The organism is Actinopolymorpha alba DSM 45243 (assembly GCF_000373925.1).
Taxonomy (GTDB): domain Bacteria; phylum Actinomycetota; class Actinomycetes; order Propionibacteriales; family Actinopolymorphaceae; genus Actinopolymorpha; species Actinopolymorpha alba.
Genome location: NZ_KB892731.1, coordinates 33217 through 59268, shown reverse-complemented (window position 1 = coordinate 59268; position 26052 = coordinate 33217). Strand labels below are relative to the sequence as shown.

23 protein-coding genes are annotated in these 26052 nt (G+C 67.3%); 7 read left to right on the top strand and 16 right to left on the bottom strand.

Annotation, left to right across the window (positions count from 1 at the left end; genetic code table 11):
- Positions 1-38: 38 nt before the first annotated feature.
- Positions 39-863, top strand: coding sequence for a sulfotransferase family protein (locus tag B141_RS0106685; protein ID WP_084678142.1), 825 nt, complete (start codon positions 39-41; stop codon positions 861-863).
- Here the strand turns inward: B141_RS0106685 and B141_RS0106680 are convergent.
- Positions 848-2485: an oligosaccharide flippase family protein gene (locus tag B141_RS0106680; RefSeq protein ID WP_237742634.1), complete on the bottom strand. Its 1638-nt coding sequence runs from the start codon at positions 2483-2485 to the stop codon at positions 848-850. The genes B141_RS0106685 and B141_RS0106680 overlap by 16 nt on opposite strands.
- A 72-nt stretch (positions 2486-2557) precedes the next feature.
- Here B141_RS0106680 and B141_RS39260 point away from each other — a divergent pair, with 72 nt between their 5' ends.
- On the top strand, positions 2558-3406 hold the full coding sequence (locus tag B141_RS39260; RefSeq protein WP_020574384.1) for a class I SAM-dependent methyltransferase: 849 nt from the start codon (positions 2558-2560) through the stop codon (positions 3404-3406).
- Between the two features lie 16 nt (positions 3407-3422).
- On the opposite strand, the gene B141_RS0106670 is transcribed toward B141_RS39260, so the two are convergent.
- From B141_RS0106670 to B141_RS0106625, 10 genes are all read right to left on the bottom strand, one after another.
- Positions 3423-4199, bottom strand: coding sequence for a class I SAM-dependent methyltransferase (locus tag B141_RS0106670; protein ID WP_020574383.1), 777 nt, complete (start codon positions 4197-4199; stop codon positions 3423-3425).
- A 71-nt stretch (positions 4200-4270) separates the two neighbouring features.
- Positions 4271-5860: a hypothetical protein gene (locus B141_RS0106665; protein WP_020574382.1), complete on the bottom strand. Its 1590-nt coding sequence runs from the start codon at positions 5858-5860 to the stop codon at positions 4271-4273.
- Complete coding sequence (locus tag B141_RS45355) at positions 5857-7092, bottom strand: glycosyltransferase family 4 protein (protein ID WP_020574381.1); 1236 nt, start codon at positions 7090-7092, stop codon at positions 5857-5859. Before B141_RS45355 ends, B141_RS0106665 begins: the two co-directional genes overlap by 4 nt.
- Positions 7080-8081, bottom strand: coding sequence for a glycosyltransferase family 2 protein (locus tag B141_RS0106655; RefSeq protein WP_084678140.1), 1002 nt, complete (start codon positions 8079-8081; stop codon positions 7080-7082). Before B141_RS0106655 ends, B141_RS45355 begins: the two co-directional genes overlap by 13 nt.
- A complete protein-coding gene (locus B141_RS0106650; protein WP_157180838.1) occupies positions 7976-9349 on the bottom strand; it encodes an O-antigen ligase family protein in 1374 nt (457 codons plus the stop codon). Before B141_RS0106650 ends, B141_RS0106655 begins: the two co-directional genes overlap by 106 nt.
- 191 nt (positions 9350-9540) lie before the next feature.
- Positions 9541-10527, bottom strand: a complete 987-nt coding sequence (locus tag B141_RS45350) for a glycosyltransferase family 2 protein (RefSeq protein ID WP_026256973.1) — start codon at positions 10525-10527, stop codon at positions 9541-9543.
- Between the two features lie 29 nt (positions 10528-10556).
- The gene (locus B141_RS0106640) at positions 10557-11519 is read right to left on the bottom strand and encodes a glycosyltransferase family 2 protein (protein ID WP_020574377.1); all 963 of its coding nucleotides are present in this window, start codon (positions 11517-11519) and stop codon (positions 10557-10559) included.
- Between the two features lie 42 nt (positions 11520-11561).
- Positions 11562-13139: an oligosaccharide flippase family protein gene (locus B141_RS0106635; protein ID WP_272944065.1), complete on the bottom strand. Its 1578-nt coding sequence runs from the start codon at positions 13137-13139 to the stop codon at positions 11562-11564.
- On the bottom strand, positions 13132-14238 hold the full coding sequence (locus B141_RS45345; RefSeq protein ID WP_237742632.1) for a sugar transferase: 1107 nt from the start codon (positions 14236-14238) through the stop codon (positions 13132-13134). Before B141_RS45345 ends, B141_RS0106635 begins: the two co-directional genes overlap by 8 nt.
- 111 nt (positions 14239-14349) lie before the next feature.
- Positions 14350-15549, bottom strand: coding sequence for a glycosyltransferase family 4 protein (locus B141_RS0106625; protein ID WP_157180837.1), 1200 nt, complete (start codon positions 15547-15549; stop codon positions 14350-14352).
- Between the two features lie 265 nt (positions 15550-15814).
- Between B141_RS0106625 and B141_RS0106620 the strand changes: the two genes are divergently transcribed.
- Positions 15815-16804, top strand: coding sequence for a GDP-mannose 4,6-dehydratase (locus tag B141_RS0106620; RefSeq protein WP_020574373.1), 990 nt, complete (start codon positions 15815-15817; stop codon positions 16802-16804).
- Here the strand turns inward: B141_RS0106620 and B141_RS0106615 are convergent.
- The 3 genes from B141_RS0106615 to B141_RS0106605 all read right to left on the bottom strand — a co-directional run bounded on the left by B141_RS0106615 (position 16795) and on the right by B141_RS0106605 (position 19925).
- Complete coding sequence (locus B141_RS0106615; protein WP_020574372.1) at positions 16795-17847, bottom strand: glycosyltransferase family 2 protein; 1053 nt, start codon at positions 17845-17847, stop codon at positions 16795-16797. The genes B141_RS0106620 and B141_RS0106615 overlap by 10 nt on opposite strands.
- A 144-nt stretch (positions 17848-17991) precedes the next feature.
- Positions 17992-19458 (bottom strand): alpha,alpha-trehalose-phosphate synthase (UDP-forming), encoded by a 1467-nt coding sequence (locus tag B141_RS0106610; RefSeq protein ID WP_026256972.1) that lies wholly within the window; start codon positions 19456-19458, stop codon positions 17992-17994.
- A gap of 65 nt (positions 19459-19523) precedes the next feature.
- Entirely contained in the window at positions 19524-19925 is a 402-nt protein-coding gene (locus B141_RS0106605) for a hypothetical protein (protein ID WP_051113986.1), read from the bottom strand.
- A 165-nt stretch (positions 19926-20090) separates the two neighbouring features.
- Between B141_RS0106605 and B141_RS0106600 the strand changes: the two genes are divergently transcribed.
- The 4 genes from B141_RS0106600 (at position 20091) to B141_RS0106585 (ending at position 23765) form a co-directional block, all read left to right on the top strand.
- Entirely contained in the window at positions 20091-20984 is an 894-nt protein-coding gene (locus tag B141_RS0106600; protein WP_020574369.1) for a TylF/MycF family methyltransferase, read from the top strand.
- A gap of 177 nt (positions 20985-21161) precedes the next feature.
- The gene (locus B141_RS0106595) at positions 21162-21878 is read left to right on the top strand and encodes a hypothetical protein (protein ID WP_020574368.1); all 717 of its coding nucleotides are present in this window, start codon (positions 21162-21164) and stop codon (positions 21876-21878) included.
- Positions 21879-22114: 236 nt separating this feature from the next.
- Positions 22115-22699, top strand: coding sequence for a DUF4352 domain-containing protein (locus B141_RS45340; protein WP_020574367.1), 585 nt, complete (start codon positions 22115-22117; stop codon positions 22697-22699).
- 445 nt (positions 22700-23144) lie between these two features.
- On the top strand, positions 23145-23765 hold the full coding sequence (locus tag B141_RS0106585; protein ID WP_020574366.1) for a hypothetical protein: 621 nt from the start codon (positions 23145-23147) through the stop codon (positions 23763-23765).
- Positions 23766-23822: 57 nt separating this feature from the next.
- Here B141_RS0106585 and B141_RS39235 read toward each other — a convergent pair whose 3' ends face one another.
- On the bottom strand, positions 23823-25157 hold the full coding sequence (locus tag B141_RS39235; protein ID WP_020574365.1) for a hypothetical protein: 1335 nt from the start codon (positions 25155-25157) through the stop codon (positions 23823-23825).
- Between the two features lie 91 nt (positions 25158-25248).
- A complete protein-coding gene (locus B141_RS39230) occupies positions 25249-26001 on the bottom strand; it encodes an HNH endonuclease signature motif containing protein (RefSeq protein WP_474774942.1) in 753 nt (250 codons plus the stop codon).
- Positions 26002-26052 lie beyond the last annotated feature (51 nt).

Genomic DNA, 26052 nt, shown 5'->3' with positions numbered 1-26052 from the left:
ATGTGCGCGGCAATAGGGATTGTGGAGGTGACCGAGCTATGACATTGCGCTCGCCGGCGCTGCAGAAGGTCGCCCTCCGGGCACGCCGGATATCCCACGGGCTAGGGCAGGGCCGCCCGTTGCGGGTCAAGCCTTCTGCCCGTCTGGTCCGGTCACCGGTATTCGTGATCTGTCCACCGCGTTCGGGCTCCACCCTCCTGCGGGTCCTGCTCAACAGCCACTCCCAGATTCATGCTCCTCATGAGCTTCACCTTCAGACGCTCGGGGTCACCATCGGGGAGTCGTACGCCGAAACCGCGGTCAACCTTCTCGGAATCGACCACAAGGAGCTTGAGCATCTGCTCTGGGATCGCCTGCTCCACCGCGAACTCGGCCGCAGCGGCAAGTCTGTGATCGTCGACAAGACCCCCGCGAACGCACTGGACTGGTCCCGGCTGGCTCACTGCTGGCCGCAGGCGCGCTACCTCTTCCTGCTCCGGCATCCGGGCTCGATCCTCGAGTCGTTCTCTGCCGCGCGTCCTGGGGGTGCTTTCGACCTGGCTGTGGCGGAGGTGTTGGAGTTCGTCGAAGCCGTGGATCGTGCCCGCCGTACGCTGCCTGGCCACACCGTTCGCTACGAGGACCTGACCGCGGATCCGGCCGCGACCACGCAACGGATCTGCGAATTCCTCGAGGTCCCGTGGGAACCCACCATGCTGGACTACGGCAAGCGCGATCACGGTCCATTCTGGATCGGCCTCGGCGACTGGAACGAAAAGATCCGCGCGGGCAAGGTGCGGCCAGGGCGCGCCCTCCCGCCCGTTGAGGTGGTGCCGGACAGACTCCGGGGCATCGCGCGCAGGTGGGGTTACCTTCCGTCCTGAGCCGCGTCAACGGTGTCGTGGCGGGGAGCTTCCAACGGCGCCGTGGGGCGGTCACCGCTGGCGGTCAGCCGGGTGGTGGAGTTCGGTTTCCGTAGCGAGGTCAGCGCCGTGCGGAGCCTGGCGCGATCGTGCGCGTCGAAGTAGCCAAGCAGGACAAGGATCAGAGCGGCCAGGCACACCGTCAAGGCGCCTTGACAGGCCGCCGCGAGTGCCGCTCCGGCTCGATCGGCTCCACCTGGCAGGTACGGTGCCGCCAACCAGGTAAGGCTTCCCGCGACAGAAGCGGCGAGCGTTGGTGGCCACATGGCGTGCAGCACCGGCGCGAGTGGGCGGGCCAGCTTCCGGTGGACGTGGCCGAAGTAGTAGGCCGTCGCCACCGCGACAGCCAGGGTGGTCGCGAGAGGAACGCCTCGCATGCCCAGGACCCGCAGCAGAGGAAGCGTCAGAACGACATTGAGCCCGGCGGACAGCAAGGCGTACCTCGTCTCGGCACCGGGATAGCCCTCTGCCCTGGTGACCACCCTGGCCGGCGCACTGGCAAGGTGAACGGCGTAGCCGGGCGCCAGGAGGGCAACGGTCACGGCCGCGAACGGCACCGGGTGCCCAAGCCACAGTCGTACAAGCGGATCTGCCGTCACCATCATCACGGCGGCGCCGACCATCGCGAACGTGGTGAGATAGCGAGTCATCCCGATATGGAGCCGGTCCAGCCGGGCCGAGTCTCCGCTCGCCGCGACCGTCGCAGCCGCCGGAAACATTGCCGTGAGCGCGAACACCGGAAGCAGCCGCAACAGATTCGCCAGCCTGCTGCCGGGTTCGAAGCCGGCCACCGCGGAAGGGCCGAAGAAGCCGGCGAGGACCAGCCGGTCGGTCTCGTTGTTGATGGCCGCCGCTGTGTTGGTCACCTGGATGCGTACGCCGTAGCCAAATGTCTCGCGCAGGTCTGATCGGCGTAGGCATCGCAGGCTCGGCGTCAGTGTGGGCGCGTGGCGCCGGGCCGCGATCACCACCGTCAGAGCGCGTCCCGCGTCGACCACCGCCAGGGCGGCCGCCAACGCCACCAGTCCTCCGCCCAGCATGGCGACCACGACCGTGAGCGCGGCACTCGCCACGGCGGTGCCGGCGTCGATGACGGCGATCGGCCCGTAATGCTGGGTTCCCTCGAAGACCGCACGCCATGACAAGGCGAGGTTGCGGAGCAGAAAACCCAGCAGGAGCACGAGTACGGCGTCCCGGGCAGGTGTGGCCAGGTCGCCCAGATGGAAGACCGGAGCCAGCCATGGCCAACAGATGGCGGTGCCTGTCAAGGCGAGGATGCCAAGGCAGCCGCCCCAGAGGACACCCACCGCCATGACGGCCCGTGCCTGGCGATGCCGCCCAAGGTCGACGGCCCGGGCAACCTCGCGCGTCTGCGCGGAGCCGAGTCCCAGGTCCGCATAACCTGCCAGGGCAACCAGTCCGGTGAGCATGGCCCAGATCCCGAACTCGCGCTCGCCAAGTCGTCCGTACAGCACGGGAAGCACCACCATGCCGGCCGATGCCGAGGCGAGGCGCGCGACCAAGAGGATCACGCTGTTGCGGGCGAGGCGGCCAGAGATGGTGCGCGATTCCTCTCCAGGCACCTCGGCAGGATTCCCGCCGGACGTTTCGGAAATCCCCCCAAAGGACATCTTCTGCTTCAGGGGAGGAATCACATGCGCAGGATCGCGAGGCGGGCGGTGCGCACGGTCCAGGGCGTCACGAGCGCCATCAGACGGCCGACCTGGGTCCCGCCTGGCCACTACTACTCGCCCATCTCCTCACCCGCCGATGTCGAGCGCGCCCTGTCCTGGCCGGCCGAGGCGCCCGGGGTGGACCTGCGGGAAGCGGAGCAACTCGAGCTTTGGGAAAAGCTGCTGCCCATGCTCGACCTTTCCCGCCGCCGCTACGACCCGGGCAACGGCATCTACGGGCGCGCGGACGCGGCTGTCTACCAGGCGATGCTGCGGCACCTACGACCGCGACGGGTGATCGAGGTGGGTTCTGGGTATTCGACCGCCTGCCTTCTCGACACGGCCGAGGAGTTCGCTCTCGACATCGAGATCACCTGCATCGAGCCAGCTCCGAAGCGACTCATGCGACTGCTCGGCCCGGGGGATGACCTGAAGGTGCGGCTCCTGCGCCAACCGGTGCAGGAGATTCCGCTGGCCGCCTACACGGCTCTCCACGACGGCGACGTGCTCTTCATCGACTCCACGCATGTGGTGAAGGCTGGTTCCGATGTCGTGTGGCTGCTCCTGCGGGTGTTGCCGACCCTGAACGCCGGAGTGACCGTGCACTTCCACGACATCGGCTGGCCGTTCGAGTACGGCGAGCAGTGGCTTCGGCAGGGCCGCGACTGGACCGAGGCGTACGCCCTACACGCATTCCTTGTCGCCAACCAGCAGTGGCAGGTCAGTCTCTTCTCGAACTGGCTCTGGCGAACGCATGCCGACGTCGTACCCGAATGGATGGCGCGCGCCGGCGGTGTGGGTGGCGCGCTCTGGTTGCGGAAGACAATCTGACCGATCCGGCGTCGCCTTATTTACGGCCCGCGATGGCGAGGGCCGCAGGGTACTCGAGGCTGATGATCCGGCATTCCCGCGCGCCGGCTTCCATGAGGTGGGTCCACATGTCGGCGCCGTACTCGGTCTGCACCAGACAGTCGGGCGTGCCATTTGGTGGGGACCCGTGGAAGCTCGGCGGCTTGCCGGTTCGAGACCGCGTGAGCCGACCGACAACCACAGGAATCGTGAAGCAGACCCATCGGCGTGGCTTCAGGACGCGGAAGCATTCGCGAAGCCCTCGGACGGGATCGGGCACGTGTTCGAGGGTGTCGGAGTGGACCACGAGATCGAACGACGCATCGCGGAAAGGTAACTCCATCATGTCGACCTCGGGATAGTTGGTCGACACCGTGCGGGGCAGAAACCGCAACGCATGATGGAGGTTTCCCGCCGCGTTTACTTCGAGAACCCTGAGCAGCGGATGGCGCACCATGAAGAACGGAAACAGCCGCGGCGGTCCGTACAACGTCGTGATCGCATGTGCCAGCGCCAGAGAACGCAGCGTCATCCGGCACCGCATGCACCGCATCCCCTGCTGCCGATCGATGTAGCGGACTTCCTCTTCGGTCAGCTGCCACTCCTCGATCAGCTTCGGCCACAGGACCGGCGGCTGGGAGAACTCCCAACCCCCGCAGCACGGGCACCGCAGCTGACCGGTGCCCTGCGGAACCTGGTGGCCCGACAGCGACTCGCCGGCCCGGCGGTAGCCGGCGAGCAGCTCACCGGTCCCGCGAATTCGCTCCTTCAGCATGGTCTGCTCCGTTCTCGACCTTCGTGCTCGGCGCAGGCTGGGAGCAAGCGCCGAGCACGAATGGGTCGCTCCTAGTTGCTGATGGCCTGGTTGTCAGTTTCGGAGGACATGGCCTGCTCGCGGCCCACCAATGCTTCCTGCGGAAGGCTCTTCCGCTGCGGAGGAGCGTCGCGGTCGTCGACACCGACATAGCCCTGCCCGACTCCCATCGTGGGCACCAGCGGTTGTCCAGGGACTGGCGTGAGGTCGGGTACCTGGATCGCGGGCTGGCTGGAGCCCCCAAGCCCACGATCGACCGCGTCCGTGATCACGATCCCGGCGATGGGAAGTGCCAGTCGTTGGAGAACGTTGATCGCCCGGCGCGCATCGTCAATCCGGGTGGTGCCACTACGGACGACAAGGATGACAGCGTCAGTGTGTGCCGCGAGCGCGGCGACGTCCGCGCTGGCAAGGACGGCCGGGCCGTTGAACAACACGACGTCGCTGTGATCGGCGGTCGTGTCGACGAATCGGGCGAACGCCTGACCGCGCAGCAGGGTCCGGCTGATCTCGACATCCATCGCCTGTCCCGAGACGACGCGCAGTGTGTCCGGTGAGGAAGCGGAGAGCTTGAACTCGTTCGCGGAAAGGAGTTGCTGGATACTCTGTTCGGCGCTTTCGGGGAAATGCCGGAGGAGTTCCGGCTTGTGTAGTTGACCTTCGACGAGAGTCACGTGGTAGCGCTGGTCGGCGAAGCCGAGGGCGAGTGCGGCTGACACCAGCGTCTTGTGTTCTCTCTCACCGACGCTTGTGATCAGGAACCGGCGGCCCGGTGAGTCGGTCAGGGGCGAGAGCGCTGCCACGGCGGAGCCGACCGGCCGCGCGATCCTGTTTCGACCGTAGGCCTTACGCGCCCGCTTCCGGGCGTGGTGACGGCGTACTCGCGGCAGCACGGCCAGGACTCCCAGACCGAGTTCCTTCTCGATCTGGACGGACGAACGCAGGCGGTCGTCGAGCTTGCGCCGAAGCAGGATGACCCCGATCGCGACGAGCAGTCCCACGAAGCCACCCAGGAGCAGGTTAATGAGCGGTTTGGGTGTCACCGGAGATTCCGGCGGGGTCGCCCTGTCGAGGGGTTGGGCGTAGAGCGTTCCTCTGCGCCCCGAGATGCTGCCCGCGCCCACCTTCTGTCGAAGGACATTCGCCGCCGCGTTGGCCATCGTAGCGGCGTCACGTGCCGTGCCAGCTCTGGTGGTGAGCGTGATGATCTGGACGTTGGGCTCGTAGCTCGCATCGATGTGGTCCAGCACATCTTCCCTTGGCAGGCGAGCCGCCGCGGCGGTCGCGAGCGCCACCTCAGTGGATTCGGCCAGGCGCGCGACCGAGCCCACCATGGCCTGTGAGATGGCGGCGTCGTAGACCGGGACACTCACCGTCCTGGTGGTTTCCGCAGGACTCGGCGTGTCACCGGTCCCCGTGCCACGGCCTGCCGGCTCGTTGACCACCTTGTCCTCGAAGATGTAGGCGGCGATCACGGTCGACGCCTTGGCTTCGTAGCTGGGCGGGATCTGGTCCGTTACCCAGAACGCGCCGGCGACGCCCGCGCCGATGGACAGCAGCGTGATGGCGGCGGGCCACCGTGCGGTACGCCAGACCGCGCCCGCATTCAGGGGAGCGCTCACAGTGTTTGCCCTTCCTTCTCTCGGATTGGGAGTGGCGCGGGCGCCGTGCCCCATGGTGTGGTGGTTCGGAACATTCCTTCGTGGCCGACGCGTAGGCGGGTGTCAAGCAGGCCTTGCCAGGTCTGGCAGAGACTGTCGGCGATGCGTGACCAGCTGAAGAGCTGGGCACGGGTTTGACCAGCGGCGCCAAGGCGTTGAGCAAGTGCCGGGTCGTCCCGGATCTGCGCGAGGCGAGTGGCGAGCGCGGCCGGGTTGCCAGCGCGAAAGATGAGGCCAGCGGATCCGATGACGTAGGGGAGTTCACCCACGTCGCTGCCCACCACGGGAACCCCGCACGCCATCGCTTCGACGAGGACGCGTCCGAACTGTTCGCGTAGAGGGATGCCGATCCACGGTGCGACGTTGCGTTGCACAAGCTCGACCGACGGAAGGGCAAGGACATCCATGCGGGCGAGCAGAGCCGGCAGGTCGCGCCGATCCACCCACGAATGCAGCTCGATCCGTCCCGGGCGCCTGGCGGCCTCCTGCTGGATCTCCTCGCTCAGGCTGCCGCTCCCCACGAACAGAAGGTCGCAGTCGATCTGCCGGGCAGCGGCGAGGAGGTCCCCGATGCCCTTGTAACGCGTGAACCATCCGACGAAGCCGACCGTGAACGGATGAGACGGTAACGGCATGGCGACGGGTTGGAAGAGTTCGGTGTCAACCCCCAGCGGAACCAGCCGGACCTGACCCCGATATCCCTTTGTCCGCAGGACGTTCTCGGCGGCCGGCGTGATCGGCAAGGCACAGTCGATGGCATCGTAGGCCCGCTGCTCCAGCGACGGGAAGGGGAAGGGGAAGCGGGTAACGACGTTCTGCGCCGCATACATCGTGACGGGCACGTCGGGCCAGTACCTCTTGCGAAGGGCGAGCATCTGTGCGGTGGACAGGTACGCCGGCTCTCCGATGATGTGCAGGACGTCGGGCCGGCGGGACTTCAGCACTCGCGCGCTGCCCGGGCGGTACATCACCGAGGCCATGTGGCCCGTGCCTTCTTCGCCGATCAGTCTCGGGGCGACGTGGAAACGAAAGTGCGGGAAGGTCTCCGCGAGGTACTCCAGAGCCTGACGGGATCGGTCGGAGGTGCTCGCGGTGAAGAAGGTGATTTCGATGTCGGGTCTTCTCACGAGCACTCTGAGGAGATCGAGCCAGTGTTCCGTGCGATAGGGGACCGCGGCGATCAGGACGTGCATGCCGTCTCCCTCCCCGACGATTGGGTGGTGAGAGCGATGCGCGCGATCTGTGTCCAGGCGTGGGCTCGTGCGCGCCCGTCGCCTGACGGGCGCAGCGAGCGGAAGGCGGCAGCGGACATGCCCAGCACCGCACGGATCAGGATGGCCCCGCGCAACAGCGGATAGGTGCGACGGCGATGCAGGACGAAGAACCGCAGCATGCTCTGGTAGAGGTAGGGCAGCACGGACCAGGGATTGTCGCCACTGCTCGCTCCGCCGACATGCATGGCCTCGACGGCTGGCAGGTAGAGCACGCGACTCCCGGTGCGCCATACCCGCAGGCACAGGTCCTCGTCCTCGTAGTACATGAAGTAGCCCGGATCTAGACCACCCAGCTTGCCGAGCAGCGAGGTACGAACGGCCAGGCAGGCGCCACACAGCCAGTCCACCGACACCGGCGCGCTCGGTCCCTGAAGACATAAGGCGTATGTGCGCCGTCGCCGCCCGACACAGACCAACCGGCGAAGGCGTATGGGTAGGAGACGGCCGCCGAACTTTCCGGCGACGACACTGAGGAAGGACTCGAAGGTGTTGGCGCTCCCGCGCACTGTGCCATCGGCGCCGACCAGCCTGGGCCCGACGACGCCGACCTCAGGTCTCTCCCGGAGCGTCCGTACCAACGCGTCCGCGGTACCAGGGGCGAGGACGCAGTCAGGATTCACCAGGAGCGCCACGTCGGTGCCCACATCTGTCAGGGCCTGGTTGACGGCGGCCGCGAAGCCGACATTGATGTCGTTGACCGTCAGGAGAACGTCCGGGAACCTCGACGCGATCAGAGCGGGAGTCCCGTCCGTGGAAGCGTTGTCGACCACCCTGACGGCCAGTCCCGAGTCCTGGAGTGCGTTTATACAGTCAGCGAGGTAGGCGGCTGAGTTGTAGGTGACGACGACGGCTGTCGCGCCCAGGTCGGTGTCCGCCACCCGTGCTGCGGCAGCCGATTCGGTGAACATTGCTGATCTCCTAATGCTTGCGCGTGGCGCTGGCTCGAACTCAGCTGCCAGGCGAGGAAGGTCAACGCGGGGAGCAGGCCGAACTCCCAGTGCCCGTCATTGGGACCGGCGAACGCCGCGCCGACGAGCCAACCGCAGGTGAGTGCGGCGAAGCTCAGGGCGAGGCCGTCGCGACTGGTCAGGCCGACGCGGATGGAAGCCAGGAGTGGCCAGAGCAGAACGACCAGGCCGACCAGGCCGAGGTTGGCGAGAATGATCAACCAGAAGGCGTGGTAGATCGGGCCGACATCTGCCACGCGGTACATCGGAATGAAAATGTCGGTGGCGGTCTGCCCAAGGCCCTGGCCGATAAGTGGGCTGTCCACGAAGGCGCGCAGGCCGACCATGGATTCGGTTTCGCGCACGCCGGTCGAGGAGACGATCTTTTCCGCGATCAGTCCGGTGCGCTCCCCGAGGCCGCTGCTGACGGCGGCCCCACCAAGGATGATCAGCGCTCCGGCCGTAGCCGCGAGAATGACCCGCAGGCGCACGGTGGGTGATCCACGAATGAGGAGCACGACCAGGGCGACGCCGGTGACCACCCAGATGGTCCGCGAACTCGCCAGCACGGTGTCGGCCATGAGGATGGCCAGGAGGACCACGAGACCGACCCGGCGCCAGGGACTCGCGACCCGACCGATGGCCAGCAGTGGCACTACCGCCAGGGCGGAGATCAGCCCGCCGTGTTGGCCGGGAGTCGTGAGGCTGGCGCCGGCCAACACCGTCCCACCTACGACGTACGCGATTGCCGCGCGCTTCAATCGGGCAGGCGTGTTGAGGCTGTACGTGGCGACGAAGAAGTACGCTGGGATGACCGCGACGGCATATCCCGCGACAAGGGTGAGGTATGGCGCGTTCCCGCGGGCAATGCCATAGCCGGCACCGAGCAGCGCGACCAGGCCGATGAGCAGCATTCCGAGGTCGACGCGGGTCTTGATCCTTCCTTCGCTTCCGGGAGCGAAGAGCTGACGAATCAGCATGGCCAGGCTGCCGGCGAGCAGGATTCCGCCGTGAATTCCTATGATCACCCTGAGATCGCGGCCGAAAAGAAACGAGGAGGCGATCTCGCCACCGACAATTCCGACCGGAAGTGCCAACCAGGGCCAGATGACAAAGATCGTAAGGCACACAAGGGCGCCAACCAGCGCCATGCCGAGATCATTGGGTGCGAGCGTCAGCATCAATGCCGCGATCGCGCCCAGTGCGGCGCTCGTGAGGGTGCCGAACAACCACAGCGCCTTCAACGTGTCTGGCCTTCCAACTCGACGTGGCGCAGCCGGTCACCGCACGGCTTCAGCGCGTCCGGTGAAGATCGCTATCCGGCCCGCGGGGGCGCGGCGAGTGGGTAGCAAGAAAGCTGGTTATCTAGGCTGCGATGCTATCGGGGCAAATGGTGAGAATCAGGTAATCGCACACGCCTTCATCGATTCGTGACACGGAATTGATGATCAGTGTTCTCAGTGCTCTCCGAATTCTGATCTTTCTCTCGGATGGCCGGTGCGGCGAGCGGAAGCGGCCCGAGATCACCGCGGACCGCCGCGATCAGGTCCCGTACTGGCAGGTGGCCGGGTAGCCGGAAGAGTCGGCGGATCAAACGATCGGCCAGAACTACCGACTGATAGATCACGAGACTCCGTCGAGGCTCGGTGAGGCGTAGATACCGGACGAAGCTGCCGATGTGATGCCGGCTGCGTGCGGTCGGATCGAGAAGCCGGGTGGAGGCTCCGAAAAGATGGGTGACCACACTCTCTGGCGTCATCCAGAGCCGATGTCCCTGGCTGGCGAGTTGCTGGGCGAGGAGAGCGTCGTTACAGAACAGCGGCAGGCGCTCGTCAAAGATCTGGTGTTCGCCAAGAAGGCGTCGGCGCAGAAGGAGGCAGGCCGCGGCGGGCCGGGGCACGGGCCGCGGGCGCGAGAAGTCGACGCCGTGCATCGTGTGCTGCTTCAGTGCGCTGCGGAATCCCGGAAGCCTGCCAAGGAGGGGATTCAGGGCCAGTGCACTTCTGAGATCAAGCAGGTCGCAGTAATGATGGCCAAGCGCTCCGGCGAGGCCGTTCTCGAGATAGAGAGGCACGACGCCAGCGGCGTCGCCGTGTTCGCGCAGGAACGCGACCAGTGCGCTGAGGGCGCCAGGCTGGAAGCAGATATCGCTGTTGAGGAGCAGGATGAACTCTCCTCGTGCCTGCTGGTATGCCCGGTTGACGGCGGCGGCGTAGCCGACGTTCGCAGAGTTGCGGATGAGGCGCAGGCCCGGCCAAGACTCCAGGAGGTCGACGGAGCCGTCCTGGGAGTCGTTGTCGACCGCGATGAGCTCGTAGCGCAGGCCGTCATTGACAGCGGTGTCCAGCGAGGCGAGGCAGCGGCGCGTCTCCACACATGTGTTCCAGCTCACCAGGAGCACCGACACCTCGCAGGGAGCTGACCGTCCAGAGGAGTTCACAGTTTCTCCACCAGCGGTGCGGGAACGGAGGTCTTCGACGGTGTTGGCGGAGCGTCGGGGAGCCGAGGGAGCTCTCCTCGCAGCGTGGCGACCAGGTCCGGGATCCGCAGACGAGGCCCTCTGCGCAGTTGCCGGCGGGTCACCTCGCTGACGGCTGCCACCAGCTGGAACAGCCACACCCGGTAGCGGGGCTGGGTGATCTGGAGATAGCGGATGAGTCCGCCGAGTTCGAGGCGGAGGAGGGTGTGTGCGTCCACCAGTCTTGCGGACGCGCTGACAGTGTGGGTGACCACGCTGTCAGGTGTCATCCACAGCCGTAAACCTTGGCACGCGAGTGTATGCGCGAGAAGAACGTCGTTGTGGTAAAGCGGAATGCGTTCATCGAAGATCTGCCCCCTGTCGAGGACCGTGCGCCGCAGGAGGAGGCAGGCGGCCGAAGGCATCTCCACCAGACGCGGATCGGAGAAGTCGTCGCCCTGCATGGCGTACTCCTGGTAGGCGCGGCGGAAGGTTCGCAGCCTCCGCAGAGGTGTCAGCGCCAGTGCCCTTCGGTACGTCAGAAGCCGGTAGTAGTGCTGCTTGGCGGAATCGCGGTAGTGGAAGCGCGGAGCGACTCCTGCGGCCTCTGGCCGGGTGCGGAGGAAGCTGACAAGCGCCGTGAGTGATCCAGGGTGGAAGGTTATGTCGCTGTTGAGCAGCAGGATCAGCTCACCGGTTGAGCGCGCGTAGGCCTGGTTGATGGCCGCCGAGTGGCCCACGTTGGTCTGGTTGCGGATGAGGCGCAGGTCCGGCCAGGATGCCAGCAGGTCGGCGGATCCGTCCCGCGATCCGTTGTCGACCGCGATGACTTCGTACCGCAAGCCGTCGTTGACAGCGAACTCCAACGAGGAAAGGCACCTACGCGTCTCGGCGAGGGTGTTCCAGCTCACCAGGAGGATGGAGACCTCAGGTCTGGTCATGCGGCGGCTCCTGCGTGGCAAGGATGAAGGTCGAACGGCGGGTCATCGATGCGATGCCTCCCGCGCGGCCGGAGTGACCGCCCGGCGCTGCCGCGGCCGGGAGAGGGCTGCGCGTACCCACGCGCGATCTGCCGCGCTGAAGTACCTCAGTGCCAGAAGGAAGGCGCCAGCGAGCAGGACGACGAGCCCTCCGCGGCACATGACGGCAACCGCCGCTCCACCCCGGCCGGCGCCGTCGGGCAGATACGGCGTCGCCATCCAGACGAGGAAACCCGCGGCGGCCGCCGCCAGGGCCGGCGGCCAGAGCACCCGCAGCAGTGGCAGGATGCGGCGTTTCGAACTCCGGTGGAAGTGAAGGAAGAAGTAGCCCGTCGCCGTCGAGATCGCGACCGCGGTCGACAGCGGAGCGCCCACGGGGCCAAGGAGGGCGATGAGCGGGATCGTGAGGGCGAGATTGAGTGCGGCCGCCACGACGGCGTACCTCGTCTCGCGGGCGGGCTGCCCCTCGGCTCGGGTGACGATCGCCGCCGCGACAGCGGTGACATGGAATGCGTTGCCGATGCTCAAGGTCACCAGCGTCATGACGGCCAGCGGTACGGAGGTGCCGAGCCACAGGCGGATCAGCGGATCGGCCGCCACGACCATCGCCGCCAAGGCGACAGCGGCGAACACCGCGACGTACCTCGTCAACGTGAGGTAGAGCCGGTTCAGGCGCGCGGGTTCGTGGGCGGCCGCGGTCGTGGCCGCCTGGGGAAACATGGCGGTCATGATCAGCGCGGGCGGGAGCCGGAGCAGGTGCGCCAGCTTGCTGCCGGGCTCGAAACCAGCCACGGCGGTGGGGCCCACGAATCCGGCCAGCAACAACCGGTCGGTCTCGAAGAGCGCCGCCGCTGAGGCGTTGGTCAACTGGACGGGCAGACCGTAGCGCAACGCGACCTTGACATCGGTTCGCCGGAGCCCGCGAACGCGTGGCGTCAACCAGGGAGCGTGCGCACGCGCGACCGCGACGAGGGCGAAGGCCCGGGCCGCGTTGGCAGTGACGACACACATGGCCAGTGCCACCAGGCCGCCGCCCCAGAGCACCACGGTGATCGACAGCAGGGCGCTCAGCATGGCGGCGCACCCGTCGGCCCAGGCGACCGGCAGGTATCGCTGGGTCCCCTCCAATACCGCCCGCCATGGCGCGGTGATGCTGGCGATCGTGAACCCCACCAGGAGGACGAGAACGGCGTTGAGGGCAGGCGAGGCCAGGTCCCCCAGGCGCAGAATCCCCGCCAGCCAGGGCCAGCACGCCGGCACCGCGAGGAACGCCAGGGCGCAAAGGCAGGCGGCCCACAGGATGCCGACCGCGAGGACGCCACGGGCCGCCCGCGGTTCCTCGCTCGCCACCGCGCGGGCGACCTCGCGAGTTTGCGCGGAGCCGAGCCCCATGTCGGCGTACGCGATCAAAGTGACCAGGCCGCTGAGGAGCACCCACACACCGAACTCGCGTTGCTCCAGGTGGCTGTAGAGCACCGGAAGCGTCACGGTGCCAGCGAGCGTGGAGGTGACGCGAGCCATCAGCAGCGCTGCACCGTTTCGCGCTACCCGACGTACCCATGGCTCCGACGGGTCATCCACGAGGAAAGCCCCGCAGGAGGTCCCTGATCGTGAGGGCGAGGAGCCTGAGGTCGAGCCGCAGCGAGCGGCAGCTTACGTACAGCAGGTCACAGCGAAGCTTCTCTTCGACCGTCGCGCCATAGCCGCCCGTCAACTGTGCGATGCCGGTGAGCCCGGGGCGGATGAGATGACGAAGATCGTAGTGTGGCAGGCGCCGGAAATGCTCGATGAACTCCGGGCGTTCCGGCCGCGGACCGACCAGGCTCATGTCCCCGCGCAGAACATTCCACAGTTGTGGCAACTCGTCGATACGGAGGCGGCGAAGGATCCGGCCCACCCGGGTGGTGCGCGGGTCGTCGGCGATCGCCAGCACCGGACCGGTGTGCGCCTCCGCGTCCACCCGCATCGTACGGAACTTCACCAGCCGGAACGCACGTCCGCCCTCGCCCACTCGTTGCTGGATATAGAACGGCGGACCGTCATGACAAAGGATCGCCGCGATCACCAACATGAGGGGCAGCAGGAACGGCGCGCTCAGTAGCACGAGGAGCACGTCAACACAGCGTTTCAGGAGCGCGCCGAGCCGATCACGGCCTGGAAGGCGCAGACGCAACCAGGGCAGACCACCGAACCGGTGCACGGAGGTGGAACCAAGCAGACCGTAGGCGGCGCGCGCCAGCACGAGGACCTGCACACGATGGGCCTGGCACAGCGTCAACAGCCAGTAGTCAACGGCATCCAAGGAGGACTTCACCAGCAGAAGCCTTGGGCGAAGATTCGCCAGGGTTGCCTTCAGCCCCACGACGTCTGGGGGTACGGGGAATCGCGCGACGATGTCGAGTTCGTCGTCGAGCCGGTCCGTGATGTGATCAGTGCGGGCCATGCCCTCCAACACGATCGCACTCGGACCCTGCGCTGGCCGCGGGCGCGAACGCTGCGCTGGTGGCTGGAGATCTCGTGGCGTGGCGGGTGCCGGGATCGCGTGGACGTCCAGCACGGCAGCCGTCGCATCAGCGGATCTACTGGCGGAGGTGGCGGGAAGAGTGCGTATCCAACCGTCAAGAGAAGCTTGCCGTCCGGTCGTGGCGCCTTCTTCGGGCGTGCCGGTCGAGAGCGGCATCGTACCCCCCATATTTCCCCCGAGATGGATTCGGGTCGATGCTATTGATAACCCGCCAGCCCCTGGATAAATCGTCGCAAGGTTATCTTGTTGTGATTCCTGCTTCTCTGATCATGTTCTATTCGCTTGATCAGGAGTGCTGACCTGGGTCGAATACGACCGCGACGAAACTCCGCGATCAAGGGCGGCGAGGTAGGTCTTGGCGACGCGTCGCAGATCAAAGCCCCGGAGCTCCTGACGGCTTGACTCGACGAGTTTCTGCCGGCGCTCGGGCGAATGGAGGAGCCGCACGATCTCCGCGGCGAAGGCGGTGGACGTCTGTGCGACGACGACTGAACGGTCGTTGAACCCAAGGCCCGCATTGGCTTCCGGCGTCATCACCACTGCGGCGCCGGCACTCGCGGCCTCGAGAACCTTGATGGGTACGCCGGTTCCGATTCGCAGGGGCGCCACCGCGATCTTGGCCCGCTGGAGAAACGGCATGAGACTCGGGACGTCGCTGGCGATCTCGATTCCGTCGGCGCGAGGCAGGGAGTTGGCCGCTCTTCCCGCGATGACGATCCTGAGATCCGGATATCCTGCGCGTACGACTGGCGCGATCGCGTTGATGAGCCAACACGCCGCATCGCGGTTGGCGGGATACCGCATGTTGCCGGTGAAGATGACGTCGATGTCTCGCGGTCCGGAAGAGAGCGGCGCGTCCAAGGCATCTGCGTCGACACCGATGGGAACGACGACCGGGTCCGGCGACGTCGGGAGTGCGGCCGCGTCCGCCGCGGAGGTGACCAGCTGAGCGCCCGCACGACGCGCGATAACGTCCTCCCAACGCGCGAGGCGTCTGCTCTCGCGCCTCCAGAAGGTCCGGGCAAGGAAGCCTTGCGCCGCCTTCCCGCGCCGTCGCGCGTTGAGGCTGAGCGCGTCAACATGGTCGATCACGAACGGCCGGCCGGGTAGCTCGACGAAGCACCGAGTGGTGATGAAGACAAGGAGATCGTACGAATCCGCCGCTCGACCAACGGCCGCGCGAAAGCGCCGGGGTGCGCACCACCCGGCCTGGGCGGGATGCCCCTTCAGCCAGCTGGCGAGGGCGCCATTCATTCGTTCGAACGCCGACAGCTGCACCGGAATGGCCGACCACCCCTCGGGCTCATCCCGAGCAGGTACGCCGGAGCCAGTCGAGCGGCGTTCGATGGGATAGAGGACGGTGACCTCGTGTGCCGTGCACAGCGACGGGAGGAGCTGTGCCACCCGCACCTGATCGCCTTTACCGTGCAGGGCTGGCGCGCGAGCAGTGACCACGAGAACTTTCACGCTTGCCTCGTCCTCTCCCTGGTCCACTCGCCGCTTTCGAGTCTGTCCACCCGCTTTCGAGGATTTGACGCTAGCTATGCACCGAAGACGCGACTGGTCGAATTCGTGTGGGTTCATACTTCCGTTACGGAACGGACGTTCGATCGTGATGCGATATTGGTTTAGCGTGGCCGTCCGGATCGTGTCCTACCAGATTGGGATAATTCTCGGCTGCGTGACCATAGGCTGAGGTCGCTACTGCCGGTCGAGCGAAAGTGGGGGTCAGGTGCCGCGCGCTCTCATCACCGGCATCACCGGTCAGGACGGTCTCTACCTCGGCGAACTCCTCGCCGCCAAAGGCTATGAGGTCTTCGGCATGTTGCGGGGTCAGAACAACCCCAAGGCCCCCATCGTCGAGGCGGCCATCCCGTCAATCCAGCTTCTCGAAGGTGACCTGCGTGACCTTTCTTCGTTGATCAGCGCGATGGAGATCGCCCAGCCCGACGAGGTCTACAACCTTGGCGCGATCAGTTTCGTCGGGCTGTCATGGAAGCTGGCCGAACTCACCGGAGAGATCACCGGCATGGGGGTTCTGCGTGTCCTGGAAGCGATCCGGATCCACACGCAGAACGACATGTCCAGAGTCCGTTTCTATCAGGCATCGAGTTCGGAGATGTTCGGCAAGGTCCGGGAAACTCCCCAGCGGGAGGCCACGGCCTTCCATCCCCGTTCGCCGTACGGCGTCGCCAAGACGTTCGGCCATTACATGACCGTCAACTACCGCGAGTCGTACGGCGCCTTCGCCTGCTCGGGCATCCTGTTCAACCATGAGTCGCCCCGGCGTGGCTATGAGTTCGTCACCCGCAAGGTCACTCGCGGTGTGGCACGGATCGCGCTCGGGCTGCAGGAGAAGATCGAGCTGGGCAATCTCGATGCCCGCCGCGACTGGGGATTCGCGGGCGACTATGTGGAAGCGATGTGGCTGATGCTTCAGCAGGACGAGCCGGGCGACTTCGTCATCGCGACCGGCGAGACGCATTCGATCCGGGACCTGCTCGACGTGGCCTTCGCCCGGGTCGGTGTCAACGACTGGACCCCGTACGTCGTCCAGAATCCCCGCTTCTTCCGCCCGGCGGAGGTCGATCTCCTGATCGGCGATGCCACCTGTGCGCGGGATAAACTCGGCTGGAAACCGCAGGTGGAATTTCGCGGGCTGGTGGAGATGATGGTGACCGCCGATCTCGAGATCGAGCGGAAGCTCTCTCCTCAGCGTTGAGAGCTCTGAGCGAGTAACAGGGGGGTTCTGGCCGGTGTGGGCTTGGCGAGGAACCCGACCCCCCACGACATGTGCATGGCGATCATCACGACCGGCAGCCACAGCCGCGCTCGCGGAGAGAGCCCACGCCCGGCGGTGACGGAGGCGAGCACCACACCCAGGACGTACGTCGTTGGTACGGCGGCGGCCGTGGCAGCGAGTTCAGGGAACGCGACCGCGCTGGCCAGACTGACAAGAATCCCGAGCACGCAGGCGATCACGGCGAGGGGTGGGGCGAGGTAACGCAGGTTGAGCGTCCCGCGGTGAAGGCGAGCGACCAGGCGCCTCGACCGGCCGTTGAGATAGAACTGCTGGATCAGCGAGGCCATGGTGGGCTGGGAACGGTAGACCACGTGGAGGTCCGGGTCGTACCACACCGTGCCGCCAGCCCGGCGGATGCGGTAGTTGAGCTCCCAGTCCTGTGCCCGGGGAAGGGTTTCGTTGTATCCCCCGAGTTGGTCGAGAATCTGTCGACGAAGGACGCCGAGGTAGACCGTGTCGACTGGTCCCGGCCGGCCGTTCGGGTGGAATCTGCCATTCTTCCGGCCGTTACCGAGTGGGTGAATCATCGCCCGCGAAAGCGCCTCACCGAACGCTGTTTCGTCGTGCGGTATGCAGGCGCCGCCAACATTGTCGGCTCCGGTTTCTTCGAGAATCTCTACCGCCCGGCGGATATAGCCGGGGTCGAGCAGGCCGCGACCGTCGACGCGGACGATGATGTCGTGGCTGGCGTGCGCTATCGCCACGTTGAGCCCGCTCGGCGTCGTTCCGGCGGGATTCTCCACGACCCTCATCCGCGGGTCGCGCTGAGCCGCGGCGCGGGCGATCTCCGATGTTCGATCTCTGGCAGGGCTGAGCGCGAGTATCACTTCAAGGCTGCCGGGGTAGTCCTGCGCCAAGATGTGGTTGACGCTGTGCCGGAGATGGCGCTCGTCGTCGCGAATGGCCATGACCACCGAGACCGCGGGCCAACCGGTCTCGGCAGAATCAAGACCATCTGCCATGGGTCCGAGCGACCGCATCCTGTCCCCGTGATACGCGTACAAACTCTGCGATTTCCACCGGCAATGTTAGTGGTGGCGAAAATAGCCGCGGTGCGATGGGAAGAACTTAATCGATTCGTGACGCGTCAACGAGGTGAACGAAATTCAGGGATGGTTCGACGCGGTTTCGAGGGCGCTGAGTTGTTCGGTGAGCCAGCGCTCGGGTGGTTGTGCGACCGCCGCGGCGGCCATCCGGGCGGTGCGTGCCCGGCGTTCCTCTCCACTCATGGAGAGCGCGGCGTGCAGGGCGTCGGAGGTCGCCTCGATGTCGTACGGATTGATCAGCAGCGCGGCGTCGCCCAACTCGGTCGCGGCGCCGGCCTCGCGGGACAGGACCACCGCGCAGCCGTTGTCGGAGACCACCGGGATCTCCTTGGCGACGAGGTTCATGCCATCCCTGATCGGGTTGACCAGGGCCACGTGCGCCATCCGGTAGGCCGCCAGGGATCGGGCGTAGTCGTCGTCGACGGCGAGGACGAGCGGCTCCCAGTCAGGGCTGCCGAACTCGTCGATGATCTCCTTCGCGGTGCGCTGCACCGAGGCGGCGTACTCGCGGTATTCCGGCAGGTCGTGCCGGCTCGGATAGGCGAGCGCGACGTGGACCACCCGGCCCTGCCACTCCGGTCGCCGGCGCAGCAGGTCGCGGTAGGCGAGCAGGCCCCGCACGATGTTCTTGCTGAGCTCGGCCCGATCGACGCGGATGATCAGCCGCCGCCCGCCGACCAGGCTGCGAAGCCCCGCCATCCGGGTCGCGACGTCGGCCTGGTGAGCGCGGGCTCGGAAGCTTTCGGGCTCGACCCCGAGCGGATGGACACCGATCCGCGTCCGGCGTCCGGCGTACTCCACGGTGCGGGACACCGGATCGACGCGCGCCCCCAGCACCGTCTCGCAACAGGCGATGAACGCCTGCGCCCACCGCTCGGTGAGGAACCCCGCGTGATCCGCGGCGAGCAGGCCCTCGAGCAGGCCGACCGCCACGTCGTCGGGAAGGAGGCGGAAGTAGTCCGGCGGTGCCCACGGCGTGTGCGAGAAGTGGCCGATGGCGAGGTCGGGCCGCAGCTCCCGCAGCAGCTGGGGCGTGAGGCTCAGGTGGTAGTCCTGGATGAAGACCCGGGCGCCCGGCGCCGCCTCCTCCGCGAGCGCGTCGGCGAACGCGCGGTTGTAGTCGGCGTACGACGCCCACTCACGGCGGAAGCGGCTGTCGAAGATCGGGGAGTTGGCGGTGTCGAACAACATGTGGTGAACGAACCACAAGGTGGAGTTGGCGATCCCGTTGTAGGCGCGGTTGAAGGTCAGCGGCTCGATGTCGAGCAGCCGCACCGGAACCGTCCCGCTGTCGTACCCCGCCAGATCGAGCCGCCCGTGGGGCGCCGCCCGCGCGGCTATCCGGTCGACGTCTGACAACGCCGCGCTGACCCACAAGGTGTCGGCCTGGCGCGGGATCGCCGCGAGCGCGGCGGCGAGTCCGCCAGCGCCGCCGCGGGCGCGCAGCGAACCGTCGTCGCCGAGCGTGAACGACACCGGCCCCCGATTGGAGGCGAGCAGCACGCTCATCTTTCCTTGGCTCGCCATGGCGACAGAGCCTAAGCCCTTTCTCGCGCGACTCTCATGTCGCGGCCGCACCTCCCATGTCACGGTCATCCTTCGGGATAGCCGCCGTCGGCGAGACCGGCGGTACGTTCGAACACGTTGTGGCTGGCGAAGTCGCCGCTCTGCAGATAGGACCAGCCGCACGCGGCCAGATAGAGCGGGATCAGCGGCAGTCCCAGGCAGACGACGTACTGCCAGGTGTGGCGTTCCTCATGCGCGAGCAGGCGGGGGCGGCTGAGCAACTCGTCCCGGGTGTGCCGGGTCAGGATCACGTTGCCCACCGTGAACGCCACCGCGGGAGGAAGCGCCAGGCGGTACGACGTTCCGAGGAGAAGCCCGCGCGGCCCGCGGGAGAAGCGGGCTCGTCCCAGGCCCGCGATCACGAGGCCGAGCGGGGTGCTGAGGTTGACGAGGTTGGCGACGCCCCGGGCGATGTCCTGTCCGCGCACGACCCCATCTTCTCCCGACTTCGCGCCGGCGTTCGTGACTTCCGCCACGGCTCGTGGGCACGTGCGTCGGCGCTGGATCGGTCGGCCGTACGACACCAGCGCCGGCGTCCAGGATTTGGTCAGCCGAATCCCGGGGAAAGCAGAGTCGAAAGGATGGGGGGAAAGGTGGATACGACGGATCTGGCCGTGACCGGGACGGCACGGCAAGGCGCGACGGCGGAGGGTGGGCCCGGCGGGCGAAGCCCGTGGGGGCCGGATACCGGACTTGTCACGGAGCGGTACATCGAGTTACTGAAGCAGGCTCTGACGTTCTCCCTGTGGGACGGGGCGGACGGCGGGGTGGTGATGGCGCAACGGCGGAGCGTCCGTCTGATCCAGCGGCTGTTGAAGCGTCGCGATCTCTCCCTGGTGAAGCTGCCGAGGCCCGACGTCCGTGCGATCGGTCGTGACTGGCCGAGGCTCGCGCACACGATGGTCGGCACCCAACGCCTCGACAACCTCCACGAATGCGTCGAACGCGTCCTGCGCGACGGCGTTCCGGGCGACTTCATCGAGACGGGCGTGTGGCGTGGCGGCGTGGCGATCCTGATGCGCGGCATCCTGGCCGCCCACGGTGTCACGGACCGCGCCGTGTGGCTCGCCGACTCGTTCAGCGGCCTGCCCGAACCCGAGCCGGAGAAATACCCCGCCGACGCGGGCGACCGCCACCACACCTTCGGCGCGCTCGCGGTGTCGCAGGAGGAGGTACGCCAGAACTTCCGCCGCTACGGCCTCCTGGACGACCAGGTGAAGTTCCTGCCGGGATGGTTCCGGGACACGCTTCCGTCCGCGCCCATCGAGCGGCTCGCCATCCTGCGGCTCGACGGCGATATGTACTCCAGCACGATCGAGGCGCTCGACGCCCTCTACCCCAAGCTGTCGCCCGGCGGGTTCTGCATCATCGACGACTACGGCGCCCTCGAAGGGTGCCGGCGAGCGGTCGAGGACTACCGCGTCGCCCACCGGATCGCCGAACACATCGAGTCGATCGACGGGTGGGGCGCGTACTGGCGGAAGTAGGGACCGGCCGGCGTAGGTAGGCGACGGCGGGCGTAGGTAGGCGACGGCGGGCGTAGGTAGGCGACGGCGGGCGTAGGTAGGCGACGGCGGGCGTAGGTAGGCGACGGCGGGCGTAGTCCCGACCGTGCGTTCCCGGCCGGGGCGGCCCGTCGGGGTTCTCTCGTAGGATGCCTGGCCGTGTCCTTTTCCAGCCCGCCGGCCAGCCCGCCGGCCAGCCCACCGGCCAGCCCACCGGTCAGCTCGCCCGCCGCACCGGGCCGCATCGCGCCGCCGGCCCGGCGTCGCCGGCTCGGTGTGTACGCGCTGGCGATCGGACTGGTCCTGGTGGTGCTGGGTGCGGCGCTCGTCCTCATAGAGCGTGCGGGTGGCCTTCGCGCCGCGCCGACACCACCGCCACCTTTGGTCCCGGTCGGTGAGCCGATCGACAACGGCCGCTTCGAGGTCACCGCCAGACGGGCATGGACGGCCGACAAGGACCCAACCAACGACACGAGCTACGCCGAGGCCGGCCGCTACCTCGTCGTCGAGGCCGACCTGAAGCTGACCGCGCCGGAGAGCACCCGCTTCGCCTCGGAGGTCCAGGACGGTTACGTCGTACGCCTCCCGAACGGCTTCACGATCGACGCCGCGGACAGGAAGTCGATCCCGATGCGGGCCGGCGCCGTCCTCGCGGCGGACCTCTCATTCGCCCAGCTCCATCCCGGCCTCCCGCGCCGGGTCCTCGTGGTCTACAAGCTGCCCAAGTCGCAGCCGCGGCCCGCTGAGGTGGAGGTCGGGGTTTACGGCTGGCAGCAGGCGCCGGGCTTCTTCGACGAGAGGCTCCAATGGCGCCGTACCCTCGACGACACCGTTGTCGCCCGGGTCAGGTTGCCGGTCACGAAGGGACGCCCATGAGCGAGCGGAGCGAGCGAATCATTCAGGACAGCGGCTTGAGTGCCTCATGCGCGCCCGCAGCGGAGCGAGGACGCGCATGAGCGAGCGGAGCGAGCGAATCATTCAGGACAGCGGCTTGAGTGCCTCATGCGCGCCCGCAGCGGAGCGAGGACGCGCATGAGCGAGCGGAGCGAGCGAATCATTCAGGACAGCGGCTTGAGTGCCTCATGCGCGCCCGCAGCGGAGCGAGGACGCGCATGAGACGGGTTGGAGCTGCTGCGCTCAGTGCGCTGCTGCTCATCGCCGTCGTCGTGGCGAACCGCCAGATCCCCGACCCCGACCGGCGGCTCGCGCCGATCGCCACCGAGGGCAAGGTCGGCGAGGACGTCGACACCGGCGGCTTCGCCATCACCGTCGAAAAGGTCCAGGTGACCCGCAAGCTCGCCGAGGGCGGGTTCAGCCCGGGACCTCCGCTGACGACTGACGGCATCTGGCTCGTGCTGACGGCGACGCTGACTGGCAACTGGAAGGTCGCGACGTACGACTCGGCCGAGCTGCGGACCCCCGACGGCACCATCTACCTGGTGTCCGAACGCCCGAGCACCACGAACCGCCTCACCGAGGACTACAACACCGAGCCCGGAATTCCTCGCCGTGGCCAGATCGTCTTCGAGCTACCGCCAGACCAGCTCGCGGGCGCGGTGTTCCGGATCTCCGGACTCGACACCCGGCTCGCCCCGCAGGCCGTGGTCGATCTCGGACTCGACGCCGCAACGGCGCGGCGACTGATCAGGAGTGCCGCCCCACAGATCGAGCTGACCTCGGTCGGGTACGGCAGATGAGTGGGTACGCCAGATGAACGACGCGCCACCACCGCACTCTCCGCGCCGGTCGCCGGACGCGAACCCCGGACCGCCAGACGCCAGTCCCGGACCGCCGGACGGGCCACCGGCTCAGCCCGGACAGCCGGGCTGGTCCTGGCGTACGCCGTCGGGTGGCCCACCCCCACGCACGGCAGCGGCACCCGGTCCCTATGGAGCACCTCCGCAGGGAGCACGACCGTACGGATCACCACCAGACGCGGCGCCCGCGCCCGGCGGCTGGGGTGGGACAGCACCGCAGTCGGCGCGCCCGCCGGCGTACGCGCCTTCGCACCAACAGACTCCCTACTCTTCCGCGCCCCCAGGGACCTACTCGCCCTCACCGCAAGGGGCCTACCCGTCTCCGCCCCACGCGGCGTACCCACCCGGGTCTCACGCGGCACCGCCAGGTCACTGGCCGCCGTCCGTGCCCCCCGAGAGATCCGACCGGCCCGCCGCCTCCCCGACGTCACGTCGCCGGCAGGGGGTACGCCGCGGCGCCAAGCGGCGTTCGACCCTGGCGTACGTCCTGGCTCTCCTTGTCCTGCTGCCCGGCACGATCGGACTCGAGTACTGGCTCGATCGCAAGGATTCACCGGAGCTGATGCACGAGGCCGTCGTCGTCGCGAAGGGCGCGACCGGCAGCTATGCGGGCGGCACGTGGAAGTTCATCGTGATGGTGCCCGGACCAGAGCGTAAGGACGCGCGTATCCCCAAGGACACCGCAGTGGTGTACGTCGGGCTGTCGGTCACGCCGTCCGATGCGCGGGCAAGCAAGCGAATCTACGATTGCCAGTTCAAGGCCGTCGACGACCGGGGCCGGCAGTGGAACGCCGCCCGCTCGAGCGTGGCCGACTTCGAGGCGGTGGGCGACCCGGCGACCGGGTGCTACCAGAAGGCCGGGGAGTACGAACAGAAGCCGATCGCGCCGGGACAGAACCAGAAGATCGTGACGGCGTTCCTGGTGCCGAAGGACGCGGTGAAGAGCCTCCGCCTACAGGTGCAGGTGCGGGGTGCGGCTCCTCGCTACCTGGAGTTCAACCGCTGACGATCCACGCTGGCCATCCACTCTGGCATCCACTCTGGCCGTCCGCGACGGTGGGTGCTACCTCCGGTCCAGGCTGACGGGGCCGGCGGCGCGACCGGCGTCAGACGGGACTGCCCACGACTCGGCCTCCTGCCGCTGGCTGCGCCGTGCCCGGTCCATGCAGGCCTCGTACGCCGCGCCGAGCAGGGCGACCTTCAGCACCTCGTGGACACCCTGCTGGACGAAGTCGATCGGTGCCAGCCGGGGGAACCACCAGTCCCAGGGATGGGCGCCGAGTAGCTGGGTCGTGCCGATGAACGCCCAGTTGGTGCCGACCTCGATGAGGACGTAGCAGAGACAGAACGTGAGGTAGAAGACTGGCCCCGCGCCCAGCACCAGCCGAAGGCCGTTGACGAGGGGGGTCCACTTGTCGCGGAACCCGCGGCTGAAGAGTTCGGTCGCCGCCTGCATGCGGGTGGGAAGGCGTTGGAACAACGTGCCAGCCCGCTCCAGCCGGCTCCCGGCGATCACTCGCCCGTCGCGGTCCATCTCCTCGCCGAACACCACCGCGGCGATGGTGAGCCATAGCAGGGGGAGCAGGAGACCGTCCTTGATGTCGGGCCAGTAGTGACCAATCAGCCAACCCCAGGTCTGCGTGAGCCACTCGACACCGGGGAAATAGTGGCCGACCGTGGAGAGGAGGCCACTGATCGCGTCCCGGGACTCGACCCACGCGACCCGCCCGGTGACCCAGCCGACGGCGTCCGCGGAGAGCACCGACACCGAGATGACACCGAAGAACATCCAGTTCGCCTCGAACAACGCGACCACCACGCCGAGGGTCCGGCCTCCGCGCAGGTTGTAGATGCGCTCGCACACCGCGCGAATCAGCCAGGACCCGGCCGCGATCGCGAGGGGGACGCCGGTGACGCTGCCGAAGACGTCGACGATGTCGATCCCGGCCCCGAAGCCCTGGTTGAGTACGTGGACGCCCCAGCTGCGCACCTCGTCGGTGAACAACCCCCACGCGCCGTAGAAGATCAGGAACGGCAGGATCGTCTCCGCGATCTGTACGACGAGCCGCGGCTGATCCGATGGTACGACCGTGGGCGAGAGCACCCGTGAGCGATAACGCCCTCCGAATGGCACGAGGCCGGGACGGAGAGCGTGGAGCATCATGATCGTTGTGGTCAGCTGGATGAGTACGCCGACGGAGAGTCCGGCGAAGCCGAGCCACTGGTTGCGATGAGCGAGCCACGCCGATCCACGCAGGCTCAGGTCGTGTGCGAGGTAGCCGACGACAAACCAGAACGCCAGTGGTGCCCAGTGCCGGCCGAGGAGCCCGAGCGTGCGGGCGGGTAGGGCCAGCGCGCTGCCGGTGGCCGGGTCAGGATTGGGATCGTCGGGACGCATCGGGCTGGAATCGTACCCGCGTCCTGTCCGGCGCGCTCCACGCCCGCTGACTGGTGGGGTGTGGGGGTGGTGCTCTGCTGCTCCTGGTCTGTCAGGTTCGGAGTCGGTGGTTGCGGATGGGGTTGCGTTGTTGGTCGATCCATTCGGGTGGGATGAACTCGGGTACGCCGTCCTCGGCTATCCGTATCTGCCAGTTGCCTTGGTGGATGAGCCTGTGGTGGTAGCCGCAGAGCAGGGTCCCGTTGGCCAGCGTGGTCGGTCCGCCGTCGAGCCAGGATTTGATGTGGTGGCCGTGGCACCAGGCGGGTGGGCGGTCGCAGCCGGGGAAAGCGCATCCGCGATCCCGTAGCTCCAGCATTTTGCGGAGGCGGCCGGTGAAGAATCTGGTGCCGTCGGAGAGGGCGACTTCGCCGTCGCGGTTGCCGAACCAGCTGACCTTGGCATCACACGCCCATTCCTGGACGGTGCGGGCGGAGACGTAGGTGCCGGTACGCAGGAGCCGGCCGAGTCCGGTGCCGTTGACCAGATCCTCGTCGGTGATGGTGACGACGATGTGCGGTTTCTCCCCACCCTGGGTGGGNGAGGCTCCGGAGTCGAGGTAGCGGCGGACGAGCTCGTCGAGCGCTTCGCCTCGACGCTGGGCCGCGCTTCGGGGGTCCAGCCCGTCCGCGGTTGTCGGGAGTGGTTTGGACAGGGGCTCGATGGCGGTGCGGAATCGGTCCGCCGCGATCGGGTCGAGCTTGCCGCGAACATAGGTGCCGGATCCGTCTGGGGCGTCGTACAGCGACAACTCACACCGACGGGCAGCCTTGGCTTCTTCCTCGGCAAGCTTCTTCGCCAACACCTTGTCCGCCAGATCGGGGTCGACCGCGTTCAACACCGCTTTGCCCAGGCC